Origin of the sequence: Larkinella sp. VNQ87 (assembly GCF_049445795.1) — a bacterium.
Taxonomy (GTDB): Bacteria; Bacteroidota; Bacteroidia; order Cytophagales; family Spirosomataceae; genus Larkinella.
This window is the reverse complement of the sequence record NZ_JBMSDT010000003.1, coordinates 293,005-312,162: the sequence shown is the minus strand read 5'-3', so window position 1 is coordinate 312,162 and position 19,158 is coordinate 293,005. Positions and strand designations below refer to the sequence as shown.

The window sequence follows — 19,158 nt, the reverse complement described above, 5'->3', positions numbered from 1 at the left end:
GGTTTGCAGTATATGGTTTTCGCTATTCAAGAGTAATACTCGCTAGCGATGATGAAGAATTATAATAACGAATATTGAATAGCGAATAGCGAACACCGAAAACGGAATACTGTATACGGGAATCCCTCTATCTCACTGACAACCATGAAAAAACTCGCCATACTTTTCCTGCTGACCACCGGCTTTTCGACCTGTAATAACCTGGATCTGAATCCGCTTTCGGAGCCGTCGACGGCCACGTTTTATTCGAACCAGACCGAACTCGAACTGGCCGTCAATGACCTGTACCGGCTCGATTTCTGGGGCAACGACAACGAACAGTTTACCGACAACTACTGGCACCGGGGCCAACTGGGCAATGCCGTGACGTTTGGCACCATGAACGCCGAAGACGCCACTGCACAAGCTTTCTGGACGGTTTGTTACAAAGCCATCGCCCGCGCTAACACCTTTCTGGCGAGCAAAGACCGGGCGGCTGCCAACACGTCCCCGGCAATTATGACGCAACTAGAAGCCGAAATGCGACTGATTCGGGCGTATGAATATTCGCGGCTGATTACGCACTTTGGCGATGTGCCGCTGATGACCAAACCGCTCACGCTGGAGGAATCCTATGGCGTTGCGCGCACCCCGCAGGCCGACGTACTCAAGTTTATTTTCGAGGAACTCGACTTTGCCATCGCCAATCTGCCGCAGTCGTACCCGGCTTCGGCCGTCAAGCGCCTGACGAAAGGGGCCGCCCTGGCCGTCAAAGCACGTACGGCCCTGTATACCGGCAACTGGGCGCTCGCCAAAGAAGCCACCCAGGCGATTATGCAGTTTTCGGGCGCGGGAACCTATACGCTGCACCCCAGCTACAGCCAGCTTTTTCTGAAAGCCGGAGAAACTAGTCCCGAAATCATCCTCAGTATTCCCCGCGACGAAGCGCAAAAGGTGTTCACCTCGGGCACCAACGTACAGGACCAGCTCCCTAGGGTGACGGGCGGCTTTGGTGCCCAGATTCCGACCCGTGAAATGGTGGATGCCTACGAATGCACCGACGGCAAACCGATTGACGAATCGCCCCTGTACGATCCGAGAGCGCCTTTCAAAAACCGCGACCCGCGCCTGACTGCCAGCATCGTGGAGTTTGGAACGCAGTGGCTCGGCTACAGCTACCAGCCGCACCCGGATTCGCTGACGGTTTTTAGCTCGAAGGAAAACCGGCGCGTTTCGAACCTCGACACCCGGGCCGTCGCAGCTTTTGCCAGCTTTACCGGTTTTCTCTGGAAAAAAGGCATCGACCAGTCCTGGGCCGACAAACGCAGCGAAGACGCCGACGCCATTCTGTTCCGCTACGCCGAAATACTGCTGACCTACGCTGAAGCGAAAATTGAACTCGGCGAGATCGACGCCAGCGTGCTGAACGCCATCAACCAAGTACGTGCCCGGGCCTACGGGGTTTCGGTCACCCAAACGTCGGCGTATCCGGCGGTGACCACCACCAACGCGGCCGACCTCCGGCGGATTGTCCGGCGCGAACGGCGGGTAGAATTTAGCCGGGAAGGGCTTCGGTATATGGACCTGATCCGGTGGAAGTTAGCCGAAAAAGCCCTGACACGACCCGTGATCGGTCTGCCCGATCCGGCGGTTCAAAACCGGGCCAAGTGGCCGTTCCCCGGCGTCACACCCCTCGACGACGACGGCATTGCCGATTACACGAGCTTCGGCTCCGACGTGAAAGTGGTCGCGCAGCGGACGTTCGACAAAAACCGCCAGTACCTCTGGCCCATTCCGGCGCTCGAACGGCGCGTCAACCCGAACCTGACCCAAAATCCGGGCTATTGATGTCCCACCCGCCGACGGTTTCCAACCGTATGATTTGCTCAAGTTGTGTAATAATCCTGTTTTGATGAAAAAATACCTATTTCCGGCCTTCCTCCTGGGGTGGCTGACGGTTTCGAGCCCGTTGTCACTGGCTCAAACGAAGGGAAAACCTTCTTTCAGCGGCATTTACCCGCACCTGGCGATGTACAACAACGAAGGCGAGTGCGGCACCGGCGCGGTGGTGCCCTGGGCCGGAAGGCTCTGGGTGGTGACGTACGGCCCGCACCTGCCCTTCGGTTCGTCGGATAAACTGTACGAAATCACGCCGGATTTGAAGCAGATCGTGCGGCCCGAAAGCGTCGGCGGCACGCCCGCCAACCGCCTGATTCACCCGGAAAGCAACCAACTTTTCATCGGTCCTTACGCCATCGACAGCAAAGCCAACGTCCGCGTGTTGCCGTACAAAACCATGCCAGGACGCCATACCGGAAACGCCCGCCATCTGACCGATCCGAAAAACAAGATTTACTACGGAACGATGGAAGAAGGCTTTTACGAAGTGGATGTCAATAGCCTGACACCGAATCAATTGTACGAAGACGGCAACGTAAAACACAAAAAAGAATCGGACGAATCGAACAACCACCAGGGCGCGCTGCTGCCCGGCGCGCACGGCAAAGGGCTGTATTCGGGGCAGGGCGTCATGGTGTATTCCAACAACGGCGAACCGGGGCCGAAAGCGCTCGAACAGTTCGACATCGAAGCGGGCGCGCTGGCCGAGTGGAATGGGAAAGACTGGACGGTAGTTCGGCGGAATCAGTTCGTGGAAGTAACCGGGCCGGGTGGTCTTTACGGCAACCCAAACCCGGACACCGACCCGCTCTGGGCGACGGGCTGGGACCACAAATCCGTGTTGCTGGGCGTTCGTGACAAAACCGCTGGCTGGCGGTTTTTCCGGCTCCCAAAGGCCAGCCACAGCTACGACGGTGCCCACGGCTGGAACACCGAGTGGCCCCGCATCCGGGACGTCGGCACCGACAACCAACCCGACTACCTCATGACGATGCACGGCCTGTTCTGGCGGTTTCCGGGCGATTTTACCGCTGCCAGCACCGCCGGAATCCGGCCCCGCTCGGCTTACCTGAAAGTGATCGGCGACTACACCCGCTGGAACGACCAGTTGGTTTTTGGCTGCGACGATTCGGCCCAGAAGGAGTTTCTGAACAAACGAAAAGCCAAGGGCAATATCGAAGGACCGGGGCAGTCGAACTCGAACCTCTGGTTTACTTCCCTGAACCTACCCGATCAGTTGGGGCCGAACACCGCCGAAGGGGCCGTCTGGCTGAACGAAGCCGTTAGCGGGAACCAAACGTCTGAACCGTTTTTGTTTGCGGGCTGGGCCAACCGCTCGGCCTGGGTGCAGAACCACGGCGATCAACCGGTTTTGCTGACGTTTGAAGTCGACAAAACTGGCAACGGCACCTGGACCACGCTGCGCACCGAAACCGTCGGCGCGCGGGGGGCCGCCCAAGTCACGTTTGCCGCCGACGCGCCCGGCGAGTGGATTCGGGTCAAACCAGACCAGGCCAGCCGCTTATCCGTCCATTTTTCGTATTCGGCCAACGACCCGCGCGGCACCACGTTCAACCCGGTTTTTGCTGGATTGAGCCCCGTAACCACCGCCAGCACGACGGGCGGTTTGCTGTACGGCCTGGGGAAAAACCGCCGGGCGCTTGGCCTGAGTGCGTTGCGGTACCAGGGCGGAAACGCGTCGAGTGTGGGCTATTACGAGTTGGACGGCGACATGAAGCTGGTGCGAAAAGACGACGCGCAAACGCAGTCGTTCATCAACGAGAAATTCGCGATTCCGCAGCAGGCCGTGACGATTGAGGAGTCGAGCGTGCTCGTGGTCGACGACAAGGGCCGACGCTGGCGGTTACCGCTGGGCAACGCGGCCTATTCAGACCTCACGAAGCAGGGTGCCTTGCGGATTTGTCGGGAAGTGGCCACGGAGCGCGACCTGTTTAACTGCCACGGCACATTCTACGAACTTCCGGCTGAAAACGCCGACGGCTACGCCAAAATCCGGCCCGTAGCCTCGCACAACCTGCGGATCAACGACTACGCGTCGTACCGGGGCCTGCTCGTCATGACGGGGATTGATCTGCAACAGGCCGCCAAAAACGAGCACATCATCGTCTCGGACGACCAGAAAGCCGCCATTTGGGCCGGGGCCATCGACGATCTCTGGAAGCTGGGCAAACCCACCGGCCACGGCGGTCCCTGGAAAAACACGTCCGTCAACGCGAATGAAACGTCTGACCCCTACCTGATCGGTTTTTACGACCAGCGGAATCTGGAACTTTCCCACAAAGCCAAGGAACCGGTTACATTTACGATCGAAGCGGACCCGGTGGGTACGGGCGTCTGGATGCCGTACAAAACCGTTACGGTGGCACCGGGAAAAACCGTTCCGTTTGCGTTCCCGAAAGCGTTTCAGGCCCGCTGGATTCGGTTCAAAACCGACAAGGCCTGCACGGCGACGGCTTGGCTGCGGTATCGGTAGGATTTAGTTATTACACAGAGTTTATCAGAGGGAATCAGAGTTTATCAGGGGTTTTCTCTGATTTCCTCTGATCAACCCTGATAAACGCTGTGCAACAACTAAATCAAAACCGCATGACGTAGTACTGACACAGAAACGTCTGCCCGAACTCGCTCACCTCCCGGCGGTGCGTAGGCTCAAAACCGTTGCGTTCGTAAAACTGCATGAGGGCCGGGCGGGTGCCGTCGGTTTCCAGTTGAATTTCATGAATGCCGCGCTTCAGGCATTCGGCGCGGCAGAAATCCAGCATCCGCGCAAACAGATTCTGTCCGGCAAACGCCCGCCGGATCGCCAGTTTGTGGATAAAACCGGCCGTGTTGTCCGGTACGTCGCCAAAAAAAAGCGGGTCTTTCCACTGAAGAATGAAAGCTCCGGCCGGTTCCTCGCGTCCGTCCGGGTGCCGGGCGTACACCACGTAGCCATTTCCGGTGGTGAACTCATCGAATAAATTCTCGGGGGTGAGCGTATCGATCGCCCACAGTTCGCGGCCAGTATCGGCCAGCCACTGCCCCACTTCCCGGACTACGCCCAGGAAATCCTCAGGCCGGTCGTTGCGAATCGTAAATTTCACGAAAATTGGTGGTTGACTGTTTTTAGTTTATTGTTTATGATCTATCGTTTATAGACAACGTCAATCCACTGATGATTAACAGCTTAACTCAAAACCATAAACCATAGACAATAAACTCTAAACCATAAACTATCTTTAACTGAATACTGCCTATCGAATCGAGTGGTCGCTTTTTTCTTCTTCCAAATCCAGTTGCGCTTCGATCTTTCGGATGACTTCCTCGTCAAATTCTTCTTTTCTCCGCAGGCGCTCCAGTTCCCGGCGTTTGACCTGGTGCAGGCGCGTCAGGGCTTCGTTGTAGTTGGTGAGCAGCGGCCCGTCGCGGTCAGAAGAAACAATCTGGTTCAGCCGTAAACCGGTTTCCAACTGGTTCTTTAAATTGGCCAATAAGTCGTTGGTCGGCAAATGATGCGCGTAGTGCCGGGTTAGTTCCTGCAACGCGACTTCCTTCAACTGTCGGTTTATGGTGGCTTCCTGACGCTCTTCCGGCAGCCGTTCAATCGGCTCTTCGGGCCGTACCCACCGGATCACCAGCGGCAAGGTCAGGCCCTGCAACACCAGCGTCACCATGATCACGACAAACGTCATAAACAAAATCAGGGGCCGTTGCGGAAACGGCTCGCCCGATGGCAGATTCAGCGGAATAGACAAGGCAGCCGCCAGCGAAACGACCCCGCGCAACCCCGCCCAGCCCACGACAAACGGCCCCCGCCAATTCACTCGCCGAACGGCCACGGGAATATACCGCCCGATAAATCCGGTAAATACACCCGAAAACAGGGCAAATGCCAGTCGAACCACGATGATCAGGACCGAGATGGCCAGGCCGTAGCCAATGGCCTCGGGCAGCGAATGGCCGTCCATGCCCTCCAGCACGACCGGCAATTCTAGCCCGATCAAGACAAACACCAATCCGTTGACGATAAAAATGACGGTTCCCCACATCGCCAGCCCCTGCACCCGCTCGGTATGATTGAGCAGCCGGTGGCTCCGATTCGACAAAAAGAGCCCCCCGCTCACGACGGCAATCACGCCCGAATAATGAAACTCCTCGGCGGTCAGGTACATGATGTACGGAGCCAGAAAAGTCAGCAGGATGCTGATGCGCGGCTGGAGATGCAACCAGCGGTGAATGACGTAAAACACCCCGGCCACCGCCAGCCCCACTACGGCGCCCATGATGGAAACCAGCACGAAGTTTACGGCCGCATCCTGCCAGACAAACGTGCCCGACACCACGCTCGCCAGCGCAAACCGGAACACAATCAGGCTGGACGCATCGTTGATCAGGCTTTCGCCTTCCAGAATATTGACCATACTCTTGGGCGCGTTGACGCCTTTCAGCACCGACGTAGCCGCCACCGCATCCGGCGGAGAAATGATGCCGCCCAGCAAAAAACCGAGCGCCAGCGTAAAACCGGGAATCAGTGCATTGGAGGTATACGCCACCGCCGTGGCCGTCAGCACGACCAGCCCGAAGGCCATCACCAGCACGATGCGTCGCCAGCGCCAGAGTTCCCGCCAGGACGCAAACCAGGCCGCTTCGTAGAGCAAAGGAGGCAGGAAAACCAGAAAAATCAGGTCCGGTTCGATTTCCAGCCGGGGTACACCCGGAATCAGGCTGATCAGGATGCCTCCAAGAACCAGAAAAATCGGGGTTGGAATTCGCAGGCGGTGGGCCAGCGTCGCCAGCATGGCCATCCCCAGCAGCAGGGTTAGCCCCAGCAAAACGTCTTCACGCATGTTGATGGGTTTAAAACAAAGCCAGGAAGCTCGTTTATCGAAGGCAACAAATTACTTCGGGGCTGCTTATCTTCCAAATTCGGCGGGGGATTGTCGGCGGTCTTCCGGCTGCGAAAAAAATATTTATTTTTTCCTCACTCTAAAAACAATTCCTCACCAGCCTTGTTATGTATGTATTAAGTCGCTGCTAACCGGGGATACTGTGAAAGGTACCTGATTGAAAAAATAACCGTTTAGGAAGCGACGAAAAGGGCCAGGTGACTTCGGTCGTCTGGCTTTCTTTTTTCACTACCGGATTTCTTTTTCGCGCACGGTTTTTAGCAAGCCGGCCAGTTCGTTCACCACGTCCGGGTGCTGGGCGGCCACGTTGCGAGTCTCACCCAGATCGGTTTTCAGGTCATACAACTGCGGTTGTGGATCGTAACCAGATTCGGTATTGGTCTGCACCATCCGCTTCGGACCGTTGCTCGGTTCGATATACTTCCAGTCGCCTTTCAGGATGGAAAGCGTGTTGTTCAGCGCCTGTTCAATCACGTATTCCCGGCCTTTTCTGTCTTTTCCCAACAACGCATTCAAACTGTTAAAGCTGTCAACCGCTTCGTTATCAGCCGGTTTTTGCCCCGTCAGCGCAGCCAGCGATGCCAGCAGATCGACCTGGCTCAGCAGCGCATCCGACGTACCCGGTTTTACCTGCCCCGGCCAGCGAACCAGGAACGGCACCCGCGTTCCGGCATCGAAGGCGCTGTATTTGCCGCCCCGCAACGGCCCCGCTGGTCGGTGGCCGTTCAGTTTAGCTACAGCCTCATCCTGGTAGCCATCGTCGACCACCGGGCCGTTGTCGCTGCTGATAATGACCAGTGTGTTCTTTTTCAGCCCCAGCCGGTCCAGCGTTTTCATGACTTCGCCCACGCACCAGTCCAGTTGCAGAATGGCGTCCCCGCGCGGCCCCATCCTGCTTTTTCCGACAAACCGCGAATGTGGCATCCGGGGCACGTGAATGTCATGGGTCGAGAAATAAATGAAAAACGGTTTTTGCTGATGCTGTTCGATAAACTGATTCACCTTGCCGGTCAGCACGTCGGCCATGTCTTCGTCCACCCAGCGGGCGGTTTTACCCCCGCTCATGTACCCAATTCGGCTGACGCCGTTCACAATCGTCTGGTCGTGACCGTGCGAATACTTCATTTTCAGCAACTCCGGATTGGCTTTGCCCGTCGGCTCGTTGCCAATCGGCTCTTTATAACTGACCCGAACCGGATCGGCAGGGTCCAGTCCGACAATCCGGCGGTTCTCCACGTACACGCAGGGCACACGGTCGCCCGTAGCCGGGAGCAGGAATGAATAATTGAACCCGATTTCCAGCGGCCCCGGTTTGATGTCGCCGTTCCAGTCGGGCCCGCCTTTCGGCCCCAGGCCGAGGTGCCATTTACCCACCACGCCCGTCTGATAACCCGCCCGTTGCAGGATGGCAGGCAAGGTCGGCCAGTCGGTCGGAATCAGCAGGGCGGCATCCCCGGGCGCAATGCCGGTGCCGGTTTTTCGCCAGGCATACTGACCGGTGAGGAGCGAAAACCGGGAGGGTGTGCAGGTGGCCGAGGTCGCGTGGGCATTCGTGAAGCGCAGCCCTTCGGCGGCCACCCGGTCGATGTTGGGCGTTTTCAGTTTCGTGGCTCCGTAACAACTCAGGTCACCGTAACCGAGATCGTCGGCATAAATCAGGACAATGTTCGGTTTTGACTGGGCTTGGGCAACCCACGTCAACAGGGTCAGGAGGAATGAAAGCAGGCGGTTTTTCATAGACGATGGCAAATCAGGAGCCGGGTTAGCGGAAAAATGCACGGCTAATTGAGGAAATTTTGCTGGAAATTCCCAATTTATGCCGCCTACAGAACGGCTTTGAACGCGTACTTTCCTAACCCCACATGACTTATTGCTCCTGGATTCGCCGGTTTTGGCCCGGCTTGCTGTACGGTTTTCTGCTGATCAGCCGGTCTCTAAACGCCCAAGCCCTTCACCCTACGCCGTACGATTTACGCTTTCCGCAACTCCCCAACCGCTGGGACGAAGCCCTGCCGCTGGGCAACGGCATGCTGGGCGTACTGATCTGGCAGAAAGACCAGCGAATGCGGTTTTCGCTGGACCGCGCCGATCTCTGGGACCTGCGGCCGATGAAGGGCCTCGACCGGCCCGAGTTCAGCTACCGCTGGGTGGAGGGACAGGTGCTCAAAAAAGACTACAAAATTGTTCAGGAGTATTTCGATAAACCGTACGACCAGGAACCCGGCCCGACCAAAATTCCGGGGGCGGCTCTGGAATTCAATAGCCAACGCTGGGGACCGGTAAAAGCGGCCCGACTGCTGATTCAGGATGCCGTGGCCGAGGTTACCTGGCAGAACGGCACGGTATTGCGCTCGTTCGTCCACGCGACGGAGCCGGTGGGCTGGTTTCGGTTTGACAACGTTCCGGGGCGGTTTTCGCCTAAACTCATTCCGCCCGCGTACGGAAAGTCGATTCAGAAAAAAGCCGAAAACGCGGTGGTCGACGGCGACGATCTGGTCCGGTTGGGCTACCAACAGGGCCAGGTGACGAAACAAAAAAACCGCATCACCTACCGGCAGGAAGGCTGGGGCGGTTTTTCGTACGAAGTAACGGTGCAATGGCAGCAGCAGGGTACGAGCGTCGAAGGAAGCTGGACGATCTCGTCGGATTTTCCCAACAAGAAAAACCGGCCAACCGCGCCACCACAGCCCTTAGCCAGCCGGACCTACGCAAATGATCTGGCGGCCCATCAATCCTGGTGGCAGCGGTTTTGGTCAAAATCGTCGGTGCAGGTTCCGGATTCACTGTTGCTGAAACAGTGGTATCTGGAAACCTACAAGTTCGGCGCTACGGCCCGGGCCGACGCTCCGCCGATTTCGCTGCAAGCCGTCTGGACCGCCGACAACGGCCGGATTCCGCCCTGGAAAGGCGACTACCACCACGATCTGAACACGCAACTCAGCTACTGGCCGAGCTACAGCGGCAACCACCTCGACGAAAGCATCGGCTACCTCAACCACCTGGACGAAAACCGGGCGACGTATCAGGAGTACACGAAGCGGTATTTCGGCACCGACGGCCTGGCGGTTCCGGGCGTTACGACGCTGACCGGCAAGGAAATGGGCGGCTGGATTCAGTATTCGCTGTCGCCCACGGTTTCGGCCTGGCTGGCCCAGCACTATGATCTGCACTGGCGGTATAGCCAGGACGAAAACTTCCTGCGGCAACGGGCGTATCCATGGGTAAAAGGCGTCGCACAACACCTCGAACAACTCACGGTGCTGGACGAAAACGGCCAACGCAAACTGCCCATCAGTTCGAGCCCGGAGATTAAAAACAACAGCCTGCAAGCCTGGTTTCTGACCAACACCAATTACGACCTCGCCCTGATGAAGTTTGTCTTTAAAACCGCTGCCGAAATGGCAACAACCTTGGGCAACACCGCCGATGCCCAACACTGGCAAACCATTCAGAATCAGTGGGGAGCGTTTGCGCTGAGTGAGCAGAAAGAACTGATGTTTGCGGCCAGTTTGCCCTACAACGAATCGCACCGGCATTTTTCGCACGTCATGGCGATCCATCCGCTGGGGCTGATCCGGTGGGAAGACGGCGAAACCTCGCAGCAAATCATCCGGAACTCACTGGCGCTGCTCGACCGCGTCGGGCCGGACTGGTGGTGCGGGTATTCCTACGCCTGGCTGGGTAGTCTGAAGGCGCGGGCCAAAGACGGAACGGGGGCCGCCGACGCCCTGCGCACGTTTGCCTCCGCGTTCTGCTCGGTCAATTCGTTTCATTTGAACGGGGATCAGACCAAATCGGGCAAATCGAAGTTTTCGTACCGGCCGTTTACGCTGGAAGGGAATTTTGCGTTTGCCGCCGGGTTGCAGGAAATGCTGTTGCAGAGTTACGCCGGTTTTATTGAACTCTTTCCGGCCATTCCAGCCGACTGGCAGGAAGTCGGTTTTACGGATTTACGTGCGGAAGGCGCTTTTCTGGTCAGCGCCCGGCGAAGCGCCGGAAAACCGGATGAGATTACGGTAAAGTCGGAAAAAGGCGGAACCACGCGCCTGAAGTTTCCGGCGGGTTCGTATTTGGTAAAAACCGCCCAGCAAGCTACCGTCGAACTGGCCGAAACCGGTTTTGTCAAGCTAAGCCTAAAATCGGGAGGCTCCGTGACGCTGCAAAGCGGCCATTAGTCTTTCCGGCGAGTGGTGTCTTTCTTTTCGAAAGCCGCACCCACACCAAACGCATTGGGTTCGCTCGGCGGAACGATGCGCACTTTACGTTTGCCCCGGTTTTCGCGCGGATTGATGACGGTTCCGGGCGTTGAAACCGGATCAGCCGCCGGGGCTGTCAGCGGAACACTGTTGGAAGGCGTCACGACGGGGGCAATTGTAGTAGGACGCTGCGGATTTTGCTGCCGGGTGGTATCCTGACCATACCCCGCCACCGCGTACAAACTCAAAGCAAGAACTACCAAAACCGGGCGCATAACAGAAAGATCATTTGTCTATTGAAACGATTTGTGCGGGCTTTTGTTAGAATCACAACACGCAGTTTACGAAAACGGTTTTCAGTTTACTCCAAATACAACTTATTGTACAACAACTACTTAACTGAAAACCGTAAGCTGTAACCCGTAAAAACCTCCACTAAAATCACAAACGTATGAAGTACAACCTCCTGGGAAACACCGGCTTGCTGGTGTCCGAACTGTGTCTGGGCACCATGACGTTCGGCGGAAGCGGAACGAGTATGTGGGCGTCCATTGGTCAATTGGATCAGGAACCGGTCGATCAATTGCTGAAACGCTCCGTCGATGCGGGCATCAACTTTATCGACACGGCCAATGTGTATGCCGAAGGCCGGTCGGAAGAACTGACCGGACAGGCCATTCATAACCTGGGCCTGAAGCGCGATGACCTTGTGCTGGCGACCAAAGTCCGGGGTAAAATGGGCGAAGGGCCGAACCAGATCGGTCTGAGCCGCAAGCACATTCTGAACCAGGCCGACGAAAGCCTGCGCCGATTAAAAACGGACTACATCGACCTCTACCAGATTCACGGTTTCGACGCCCTGACCCCGCTCGAAGAGACCCTCCGGGCACTCGATGATTTGGTGCGCAGCGGGAAAGTCCGTTACATCGGATGCAGCAACCTGGCCGCCTGGCACCTCATGAAGGCGCTGGCCTACGCCGACCACAAGGACCTGGCCCGGTTTGTATCCCTGCAAGCCTATTACACCATTGCCGGGCGGGATCTGGAACGCGAACTCGTGCCGCTGCTGCTCGATCAGAAAGTCGGTTTGATGGTCTGGAGTCCGCTGGCGGGCGGTTTGCTAAGTGGCAAATACGGCCGAAACAAACAACCGGACGACGCGCGCCGGGTCTCGTTCGATTTTCCGCCTGTCAATAAGGAAAAAGCCTACGACATCATTGACGTGATGGAACCGATAGCGACCGGCAAAGGCGTTTCGGCCGCGCAGATCGCGCTGGCGTGGCTGCTGCACCAACCCGCCGTGACGACGGTGATCATTGGGGCTAAGAATCCCGACCAACTCGACGATAATATCAAAGCTGTCGACGTGGTTCTGAGCGCCGAGGAGTTGCAGAAACTCGATGAAGTCAGCAAACTGGCCCCTGAGTACCCCGGCTGGATGATCGAACGCCAGCACGGCGACCGGAAAAAATACCTGCATTGAAATTAAAAAAGGCCAGGTCGTCCCTGGCCTTTTTTATCTTGTCAAAACCGTCTGCTCTCATTTCATCACCACCAGACGCGTTGGCGATTCGACCGGTTGCGAACCCAGGTTCACGGCTTTCCGGATGCTTCCGTCCTTCGATTTCACTTCCAGTTCGTAGGTTCCATCGGCCAGTCCGGCAACATCCAGTTTGACGGCGTATTTCTGTGCTTTCTTGCCCACAAACTGTTCAAACAGCACCCGGTTTTTCTGATCGCGCAGTACGATCAAAACCGGTTCAGCCGCCGTTTTTTCGACCGCCACCCGAATCTGGTTGTTCACGGTTACGTAGGCGCTGGCATCGAACGACAGGGATTTGGGAGCCGCAGCAGGATCAACAGAAGTCGTGTTCAGAAGAGCGGCACAGATCAGGTTACTCAGTAAAGTCATCATGATATTTGTTGTTTACAGTTAGTGTTGTTTATTTCTAGTATCGTTGTTTACGTGTTCGCATTGATAGATGCCAACAGCGTGCCAATGCATTCCAGGAATTTTAATTGCCTATCTATCAAGGCATTAACAATGTAACCATTTTCAAAAAGTGTACGGAGCCGGACAGTGGCTGTTCAGTTGCGGACAAATCGCGGACACGTACGTCCGCTTCGGTCTGTCCTTTCTTACTGGAAGGTACGTTCTGGCACCATTGATGCTTGTAAAAACATTAACTTTCTTGTCTATTTGAAAGCCCATTAAAATCCATACATGCTGTTCTATGAAAAAAATTGCGATTAGTCTGGCTGTTTTACTGACCCTATCCGGCCCGTTGTCTGCCACAGCGGCCACCCAGCCGGCAACAACTTCTTCAGTTGTTCAGATCAGTGCGGAGTCCATCGTCTCCCTGCTCGACAAAGCCGTCGCGTCGAATGCCAAAGGCGATAAAGCCGAAACCGTCAAAGCCTTGCAGGAAGGCACGACCGCCCTCGAAACCGAAGCCAAAAGCAGCACGGGGAGCCTGAAAGACAAACTGCTGGGCCAAGTCGGCAATCTGAAAAAGCTGTTGCCGCTCGCACAGAGCGGTTTATTGAAAGGGGATGTATTGCAGAAAGCCGTCAGCCTGGCGAAAATGGCGCTGGGAGCCAACCAGGTCGAAAAACTGATGGGGGGCGGCAACCTCGTCTCTAAAGTTAGCGGCCTGACCAGCAACCTGAACCTGATCAAATCCGGCTTGTCCGTCCTGGCTGGCAACAGCGCCAGCCAGGGCAATTCGCTCATCACCTCCGCCCTGGGTGGTTTGTCGAAGCTAAGCAAAGGCGGGCCACTCGCCAAAGCCGCCGAACCCGCCGTCAAAGGCCAGCTCGACAGTGTACTGGGATTTGTGAAGGGCGTTTTATAACCCATGTATCTTCGGACGCAAAAAAGCCCGGTGCACACGCCCCGGGCTTTTCCAGTTCAACTCTAACCCTTAAACACACACAAACGCTCTTTAAGAATTTTTAATGAATATCGAATAACGAACACCGAAATGTACAATGCCTAATTACTTCATTATTCGCTATTCAATATTCATTATTCGATATTGCTATATCTGCTTCACTCTCCAATCGTAAACGCATACCCAATCGATGCGCTCAGACCCCGGTTGCGGATGGGGAGTTGAAGGATGGGCAAATCGTATTGGCGGGAAAAACCGTGTTCGTAACGCGCTTCGACGAAGAACTTACCCCGACCCGCTTCGGCGCTTAGGCCCAGCCCGCCAATGGCGCTGAAATCCCAGCGGTTATAGCCGAAGGCATCCAGATCCATGCCCAGATTCATCGGTTGACTGCGAAAAATACCGCTCGTTCGGGCCCGAACCCGGCCGTCGAGCGCATAGCCTGCCGCGCCCCCGGCCAGCAGATAAACTTGCACGGGGCCTTCATTCAGGTTGATTTTTACCAAAACCGGCAGTTCCAGGTAATGTGTCTGGTAGGCTACGCGCGCGCCCAGCGGAAGCTCCCAATTGCCAATCGGGATGTCAAACCCTTCATCGATCACGAAGCCCTTCTGAATGTAGGCCAACTCGGGCCGGATGCTGACGCGGTTGCTGACCGGCACTTCCAGAAAAACCGCCCCCGTTGGGCCGGGCGACAACCGAAAGGTGGGAGAAAACTGGTCCAGAAATTCGGGTTTCGAGACGGCGCCCCAGTTGGCACCCGCCCGAAACCCGACCTGTACCTGGGCCGATGCGGTTTGGATAAAAATGAACGTCAGCGCCACAAAAGCGGCCCATGTCAATCGTTTCATGATCGATAAAAAGGTTGGTTTGTCAATCCCTGCCAACTCCGGCCGTACGGTCAGGCCGTTCTGGTTTGGCAAGCTGATGCTTTGACAAACGCCGACGGCAATGGATTAATCGGCTTTTTCTTTTTTAGTAAATTTTCCCCAAATCCGGCATCTGTAGTACTTTTTACCGAAAACATTGTATTGATTATTTAGCTTTACTTTCCAGTGTCCAATGCCCTGATCCGATGATTTCTAAAAAGCCAACCTGTTATAGTTTTCTGCCCCGGCCACTTGCCTGGCTGGACTTTGCCGGTTTTTTTGAGAAAGATCCTTTTGGCAACTCTCTGTTTATCAAACGGATCCTGATGGCTGTTGTCGGCTGGATTACCTATTTCCGGTATACTCTTTACAACAAACTCACGATTGAAGGCACAGAGCATCTGGCGAACCTGCCCGTCAACAACGTCATTTTCCTGTCGAACCATCAGACGTATTTTGCCGATGTGATTGCTTTTTACCACATCTTTTGCAGTGTAAAATGGGGCTTTCGCAATTCAATTGTGCCGCCGGTTTACCTGCTATGGCCCCGCGCCCGGAATTATTACGTAGCGGCCAGTGAAACGATGAAAGGCGGTTTGGTGCCCCGGGCGTTTGCGCTGGGCGGTGCGATCCAGATCGAACGGTCGTGGCGAGCCAAGGGGCAGGATGTGAAGCGGGAAGTCGATGATACGGCTAGTGAGCGCATTGCGCTGGCCCTCGAACACGGCTGGGTGATCAGCTTCCCGCAGGGGACGACCAGCCCATACGCGCCAATTCGAAAAGGCACGGCGCACATTTTGAAGAATACCCATCCGATTGTCATTCCCGTCGTGATCAACGGGTTTCGCCGGGCGTTCGACAAGAAAGGATTACGGCTGAAAAAACGCAATACGCAACTGAGCGTGCGCTTCAAACCGCCGATGCCCTACGATGCCGACGAGTCGGTGGAAGCCCTGGTCGAGAAAGTGCGGCAGGCGATCGAACAGGAAATTCCGAAGCAAAAATTGACGTGGCTCTGACGTACCCACGGACTTCAGTCCGTGTTTTTTTTCTAAACTATTCGAGTTTCCAGCTAAAAAACACGGACTAAAGTCCGTGGGTACTAGTCCAGAATCCAGCGGAAAAGGAGATAGAGTGTAAACGACAGGGTGACGGAAACCGGCAGCGTCATGACCCAGGCGAGGGCGATGTTCCGGACGGTGCCGCCCTGCAGATTTTTGATCCCTTTGCTGGCGACCATACTCCCGGCAATCCCCGACGACAACATGTGCGTGGTGCTGACCGGCGCTTTGTAGAGCGTCGCCAGGGCAATGGTCGTGGCGGCTACCAACTCGGCCGAAGCGCCCTGGGCATAGGTCAGGTGTTGCTTACCGATCTTTTCGCCAATGGTGACCACAATCCGCTTCCAGCCGACCATCGTTCCCAACCCGAGCGACAGCGCGATCATCAGAATAACCCAGAGTGGTGCGTAATCCGTAAACCGGCGCAACCCGGTTTTCTCACTCAGATTCGAGGAAAGCGTATTGATGTCGCTGGCACTCAGTTCGACATCTTCGCTTTCGGTGAGCTTCTTGACGTTGTTGTTGATCAACAGCAGATCCCGGCGAATCTGTAACCGTTCGCTGGCTTTGAACTTACCGTCTTCCAGCGGCAGGTTCAGTACCCGTTGCAAGTCGAGCAGTTCGGCTTTTGTACTGGCGAGCCGCCCCCGGTCGGTATCCGACAAGCCCGTCGTATCGATTCGGTTGACGATTTGGGCGATCTGTGTCAGGTTTCCCCGCATCATGGTCGGATCGACGGTGTTATTCAGCGCAAAATACGTTGGTGTAATTCCAATCAGGATCAGCATGATCAGCCCCACCCCTTTCTGGCCGTCGTTCGAACCGTGGAAAAAGCTGACGCCCGTACAGGTTAAAATCAAAATCGAGCGAATCCAGGTCGGCGGAGGGGTATTTTTTTTAGGCTCTTTGAACAACTCTTTGTTGCCCACCAGTCGGCGCAGCAAAAACATCAGGATGATAGCGAGACTAAAACCAATCAATGGCGACAGTAACAGGGCTTTCCCGATTTTTTCGGCCTCCTCCCAGTTGACGCCCCCGCGTTCGCCCGCAGCACCCATGGTTGAGAAAGCCAATCCGACGCCCAGAATGGAACCAATCAGCGTGTGCGAACTCGAACTCGGTAACCCGAAATACCAGGTTCCGAGGTTCCAGATAATGGCGCTGAAGAGTAGCGCCAACACCATTGCAATGCTGTGATAGACGTTCTGATCGACCAGCAATTCGACCGGCAGCAGGTTCACAATCCCCATTGCTACGCCAATACCGCCCAGCAAAACGCCGACAAAGTTGCAAATCCCCGACCAAACCACGGCGACGTTGGGTTTCAGGGAGTTTGTATAAATAACCGTAGCCACGGCGTTGGCGGTATCGTGAAATCCATTGACAAATTCAAACGCGCAGGCAGCAAAGAGGCAAAGAGCGAGGAGGATAAAAATATCCGTTTCTAATCCGAACATGCAGGTACAAGTCTGTGAGACTGAGCTTTGTCGAAATACTCAGTCAATTTTATCTCAAAAGTACGGCAAACTTTTGAGGGCAATGTTAAGGAAATGTTAAGCAATAACCGCCCCATTTTCCAAAATTATGCCATTTTGTACTTTATTTGGATAAGCTTGAAATCTGCACATTCCGAAGGTCGCTTACTGTTTTCCGGCGAGTTGTCCGCAGGCGGCATCGATGTCCTTACCCCGGCTCCGGCGGATGTTGACCACCACGCCCCGGTCTTCCAGAAAACCGGCAAACTGGTCGAGCTTTTGAGCCTCCGTATTCCGGAAGTCCGCTTCAGCAATCGGGTTATACTCAATAATGTTGACTTTCGCCGGTACTTTCTTCGTGAATTGCCACAGTTCTTTGGCGTCCTGCAACGAGTCGTTAAAGTTGTTGAACACGATATACTCAAACGTCACCCGCGTACCGGTTTTTTTGTAAAAGTAGTTCAGCGCTTCGGCCAGCGCGGGCAGCGAGTTGCTCTCGTTGATCGGCATGATCTGGTTGCGCTTCTCATCATTGGCCGCGTGCAGCGACAGCGCCAGGTTGAACTTCACCTGATCGTCGCCCAGTTTTTTGATCATCTTGGCAATCCCGGCCGTCGAAACCGTGATGCGTTTGGCCGCCATACCCAGGCCGTTCGGCGAGGTAATCCGCTCCACCGACTCCAGCATGTTGGCATAGTTGAGCAGCGGTTCGCCCATACCCATGTAGACGATGTTGGTCAAACCGGTGCCGTAGGTTTCGCGGGCCTGCTGGTCGATGGCCACCACCTGATCGACCATTTCGCTGGCTTCCAGATTCCGTTTGCGGTCCATGTAGCCCGTCGCGCAGAATTTGCAGGTCAGCGAGCAGCCCACCTGCGACGAGATGCAGGCCGTCATCCGGTTGTCCTCGTCTTTCCGTAGCGCCGGAATCAACACGCCCTCGACCAGATTACCGTCGTAAAGCCGAAACGACGACTTGATGGTACCGTCGGCGCTTTGCTGTTGCCGGGCTACCGACAGCGTGCGGACTTCAAAATGCTCCGCCAGCAACTGCCGCGTTTTTAACGACAGGTTGGTCATCTCCTCGAACGTCCGCACCGACCGTTTCCAGAGCCATTCCTGAATTTGTTTCGAGCGAAAACCCTGCTCACCGTGGCCGGTTAGCCAGGTTTTCAGTTGTTCCTCGTTGAGTTTTCGTATGTCTTGCTTCGTCGTACTCATCCTTCGTTGTCCTCACGCTCCGCGCTCTCCTCGTCCGGTTGCTCGTCGGACCAGCTTCGCGAAAATTCTTCTTTTTGTTTGCGAATCCAGTTCGTCCCGATCGGAATCCAGCCGGACGTTACATCCATGACTTTCGGCGCGATGGGCTTCACCACGGGATAAAGGTAGGTTTCCTGCGTGTGTTTTGCGGGCATCCGTATCCCCATCCAGGTTAACAACCAGAGCATTACACTAATTCCGAACACCCACGTAAAAATTCCGACGGCCGCGCCCGCCAGGCTGTCGAACGTACCCAGCAAAGTGTATTTCAGCGATTGGCGCAGCGAAAACCCCATGCGGTTGATCAGAAAAACCGTTGGAAAAAAAATAATGGAGAAGCCCAGCCACGGCAGCAATCGCCGGGCCAGTTCCAGGCTGATGTACGGGGCCAGCAAGTCGATCCCAAAACCCAGAAACTTAAACCCGACAATCATGGCGACGATAAACGCCACAATGGCGACGATTTCCACCAGCAAGCCCTTGCGGTAGCCGTTGTAAGCGCCATACAGCAGCGTAATCAGAATGATGATGTCGAGAATTTTCATACGTACCCACGGGCTTTAGCCCGTGTGCCTTAGCATTTTACTTATCAAGGATCAAACGGGCTAAAGCCCGTGG

General features: G+C 55.6%; 15 protein-coding genes. 6 read left to right on the top strand and 9 right to left on the bottom strand.

The window, feature by feature from the left end:
* Nucleotides 1-144: 144 nt before the first annotated feature.
* Both ACO2Q8_RS06505 and ACO2Q8_RS06500 read left to right on the top strand, forming a co-directional pair.
* Entirely contained in the window at nucleotides 145-1,827 is a 1,683-nt protein-coding gene (locus tag ACO2Q8_RS06505) for a RagB/SusD family nutrient uptake outer membrane protein (RefSeq protein ID WP_423343971.1), read from the top strand.
* Nucleotides 1,828-1,891: 64 nt separating this feature from the next.
* Complete coding sequence (locus ACO2Q8_RS06500) at nucleotides 1,892-4,372, top strand: hypothetical protein (RefSeq protein ID WP_423343970.1); 2,481 nt, start codon at nucleotides 1,892-1,894, stop codon at nucleotides 4,370-4,372.
* Between the two features lie 103 nt (nucleotides 4,373-4,475).
* Here ACO2Q8_RS06500 and ACO2Q8_RS06495 read toward each other — a convergent pair whose 3' ends face one another.
* The 3 genes from ACO2Q8_RS06495 to ACO2Q8_RS06485 form a co-directional block, all read right to left on the bottom strand.
* Nucleotides 4,476-4,982, bottom strand: a complete 507-nt coding sequence (locus ACO2Q8_RS06495; protein WP_423343969.1) for a GNAT family N-acetyltransferase — start codon at nucleotides 4,980-4,982, stop codon at nucleotides 4,476-4,478.
* 150 nt (nucleotides 4,983-5,132) lie between these two features.
* A complete protein-coding gene (locus ACO2Q8_RS06490; protein ID WP_423343968.1) occupies nucleotides 5,133-6,725 on the bottom strand; it encodes a Na+/H+ antiporter in 1,593 nt (530 codons plus the stop codon).
* 288 nt (nucleotides 6,726-7,013) lie between these two features.
* The gene (locus ACO2Q8_RS06485; RefSeq protein ID WP_423343967.1) at nucleotides 7,014-8,522 is read right to left on the bottom strand and encodes a sulfatase family protein; all 1,509 of its coding nucleotides are present in this window, start codon (nucleotides 8,520-8,522) and stop codon (nucleotides 7,014-7,016) included.
* A gap of 125 nt (nucleotides 8,523-8,647) precedes the next feature.
* Here ACO2Q8_RS06485 and ACO2Q8_RS06480 point away from each other — a divergent pair, with 125 nt between their 5' ends.
* A complete protein-coding gene (locus ACO2Q8_RS06480) occupies nucleotides 8,648-10,960 on the top strand; it encodes a glycosyl hydrolase family 95 catalytic domain-containing protein (protein ID WP_423343966.1) in 2,313 nt (770 codons plus the stop codon).
* Here the strand turns inward: ACO2Q8_RS06480 and ACO2Q8_RS06475 are convergent.
* The gene (locus ACO2Q8_RS06475; protein WP_423343965.1) at nucleotides 10,957-11,256 is read right to left on the bottom strand and encodes a hypothetical protein; all 300 of its coding nucleotides are present in this window, start codon (nucleotides 11,254-11,256) and stop codon (nucleotides 10,957-10,959) included. The two genes, ACO2Q8_RS06480 and ACO2Q8_RS06475, sit on opposite strands and share 4 nt — an antisense overlap.
* Before the next feature lie 176 nt (nucleotides 11,257-11,432).
* Here ACO2Q8_RS06475 and ACO2Q8_RS06470 point away from each other — a divergent pair, with 176 nt between their 5' ends.
* Nucleotides 11,433-12,464, top strand: a complete 1,032-nt coding sequence (locus tag ACO2Q8_RS06470) for an aldo/keto reductase (RefSeq protein ID WP_423343964.1) — start codon at nucleotides 11,433-11,435, stop codon at nucleotides 12,462-12,464.
* Nucleotides 12,465-12,521: 57 nt separating this feature from the next.
* Here ACO2Q8_RS06470 and ACO2Q8_RS06465 read toward each other — a convergent pair whose 3' ends face one another.
* Nucleotides 12,522-12,896, bottom strand: coding sequence for a DUF3244 domain-containing protein (locus ACO2Q8_RS06465; RefSeq protein ID WP_423343963.1), 375 nt, complete (start codon nucleotides 12,894-12,896; stop codon nucleotides 12,522-12,524).
* Nucleotides 12,897-13,215: 319 nt separating this feature from the next.
* On the opposite strand from ACO2Q8_RS06465, the gene ACO2Q8_RS06460 reads away from it, so the two are divergent.
* Entirely contained in the window at nucleotides 13,216-13,836 is a 621-nt protein-coding gene (locus ACO2Q8_RS06460) for a hypothetical protein (RefSeq protein ID WP_423343962.1), read from the top strand.
* 197 nt (nucleotides 13,837-14,033) lie between these two features.
* Here ACO2Q8_RS06460 and ACO2Q8_RS06455 read toward each other — a convergent pair whose 3' ends face one another.
* Nucleotides 14,034-14,726, bottom strand: a complete 693-nt coding sequence (locus ACO2Q8_RS06455; protein ID WP_423343961.1) for a porin family protein — start codon at nucleotides 14,724-14,726, stop codon at nucleotides 14,034-14,036.
* A gap of 224 nt (nucleotides 14,727-14,950) precedes the next feature.
* Here ACO2Q8_RS06455 and ACO2Q8_RS06450 point away from each other — a divergent pair, with 224 nt between their 5' ends.
* Nucleotides 14,951-15,763 (top strand): lysophospholipid acyltransferase family protein, encoded by an 813-nt coding sequence (locus tag ACO2Q8_RS06450; protein WP_423343960.1) that lies wholly within the window; start codon nucleotides 14,951-14,953, stop codon nucleotides 15,761-15,763.
* A gap of 83 nt (nucleotides 15,764-15,846) precedes the next feature.
* On the opposite strand, the gene ACO2Q8_RS06445 is transcribed toward ACO2Q8_RS06450, so the two are convergent.
* From ACO2Q8_RS06445 to ACO2Q8_RS06435, 3 genes are all read right to left on the bottom strand, one after another.
* On the bottom strand, nucleotides 15,847-17,262 hold the full coding sequence (locus ACO2Q8_RS06445; protein ID WP_423343959.1) for an inorganic phosphate transporter: 1,416 nt from the start codon (nucleotides 17,260-17,262) through the stop codon (nucleotides 15,847-15,849).
* 183 nt (nucleotides 17,263-17,445) lie between these two features.
* On the bottom strand, nucleotides 17,446-18,501 hold the full coding sequence (gene rlmN / locus ACO2Q8_RS06440) for a 23S rRNA (adenine(2503)-C(2))-methyltransferase RlmN (RefSeq protein WP_423343958.1): 1,056 nt from the start codon (nucleotides 18,499-18,501) through the stop codon (nucleotides 17,446-17,448).
* Nucleotides 18,498-19,085: a CvpA family protein gene (locus ACO2Q8_RS06435; RefSeq protein ID WP_423343957.1), complete on the bottom strand. Its 588-nt coding sequence runs from the start codon at nucleotides 19,083-19,085 to the stop codon at nucleotides 18,498-18,500. The genes rlmN and ACO2Q8_RS06435 overlap by 4 nt, the downstream gene beginning before the upstream one ends.
* Between the last annotated feature and the right edge of the window lie 73 nt (nucleotides 19,086-19,158).

Bases quoted from the DNA above. Each gene is read 5' to 3' on its own strand.
- ACO2Q8_RS06435 (WP_423343957.1), bottom strand. From the start codon at position 19,085: ATGAAAATTCTCGACATCATCATTCTGATTACGCTGCTGTATGGCGCT.
- ACO2Q8_RS06500 (WP_423343970.1), top strand. From the start codon at position 1,892: ATGAAAAAATACCTATTTCCGGCCTTCCTCCTGGGGTGGCTGACGGTT.
- ACO2Q8_RS06490 (WP_423343968.1), bottom strand. From the start codon at position 6,725: ATGCGTGAAGACGTTTTGCTGGGGCTAACCCTGCTGCTGGGGATGGCC.
- rlmN (WP_423343958.1), bottom strand. From the start codon at position 18,501: ATGAGTACGACGAAGCAAGACATACGAAAACTCAACGAGGAACAACTG.
- ACO2Q8_RS06450 (WP_423343960.1), top strand. From the start codon at position 14,951: ATGATTTCTAAAAAGCCAACCTGTTATAGTTTTCTGCCCCGGCCACTT.
- ACO2Q8_RS06480 (WP_423343966.1), top strand. From the start codon at position 8,648: ATGACTTATTGCTCCTGGATTCGCCGGTTTTGGCCCGGCTTGCTGTAC.
- ACO2Q8_RS06485 (WP_423343967.1), bottom strand. From the start codon at position 8,522: ATGAAAAACCGCCTGCTTTCATTCCTCCTGACCCTGTTGACGTGGGTT.
- ACO2Q8_RS06460 (WP_423343962.1), top strand. From the start codon at position 13,216: ATGAAAAAAATTGCGATTAGTCTGGCTGTTTTACTGACCCTATCCGGC.
- ACO2Q8_RS06455 (WP_423343961.1), bottom strand. From the start codon at position 14,726: ATGAAACGATTGACATGGGCCGCTTTTGTGGCGCTGACGTTCATTTTT.
- ACO2Q8_RS06505 (WP_423343971.1), top strand. From the start codon at position 145: ATGAAAAAACTCGCCATACTTTTCCTGCTGACCACCGGCTTTTCGACC.
- ACO2Q8_RS06470 (WP_423343964.1), top strand. From the start codon at position 11,433: ATGAAGTACAACCTCCTGGGAAACACCGGCTTGCTGGTGTCCGAACTG.
- ACO2Q8_RS06465 (WP_423343963.1), bottom strand. From the start codon at position 12,896: ATGATGACTTTACTGAGTAACCTGATCTGTGCCGCTCTTCTGAACACG.
- ACO2Q8_RS06445 (WP_423343959.1), bottom strand. From the start codon at position 17,262: ATGTTCGGATTAGAAACGGATATTTTTATCCTCCTCGCTCTTTGCCTC.
- ACO2Q8_RS06475 (WP_423343965.1), bottom strand. From the start codon at position 11,256: ATGCGCCCGGTTTTGGTAGTTCTTGCTTTGAGTTTGTACGCGGTGGCG.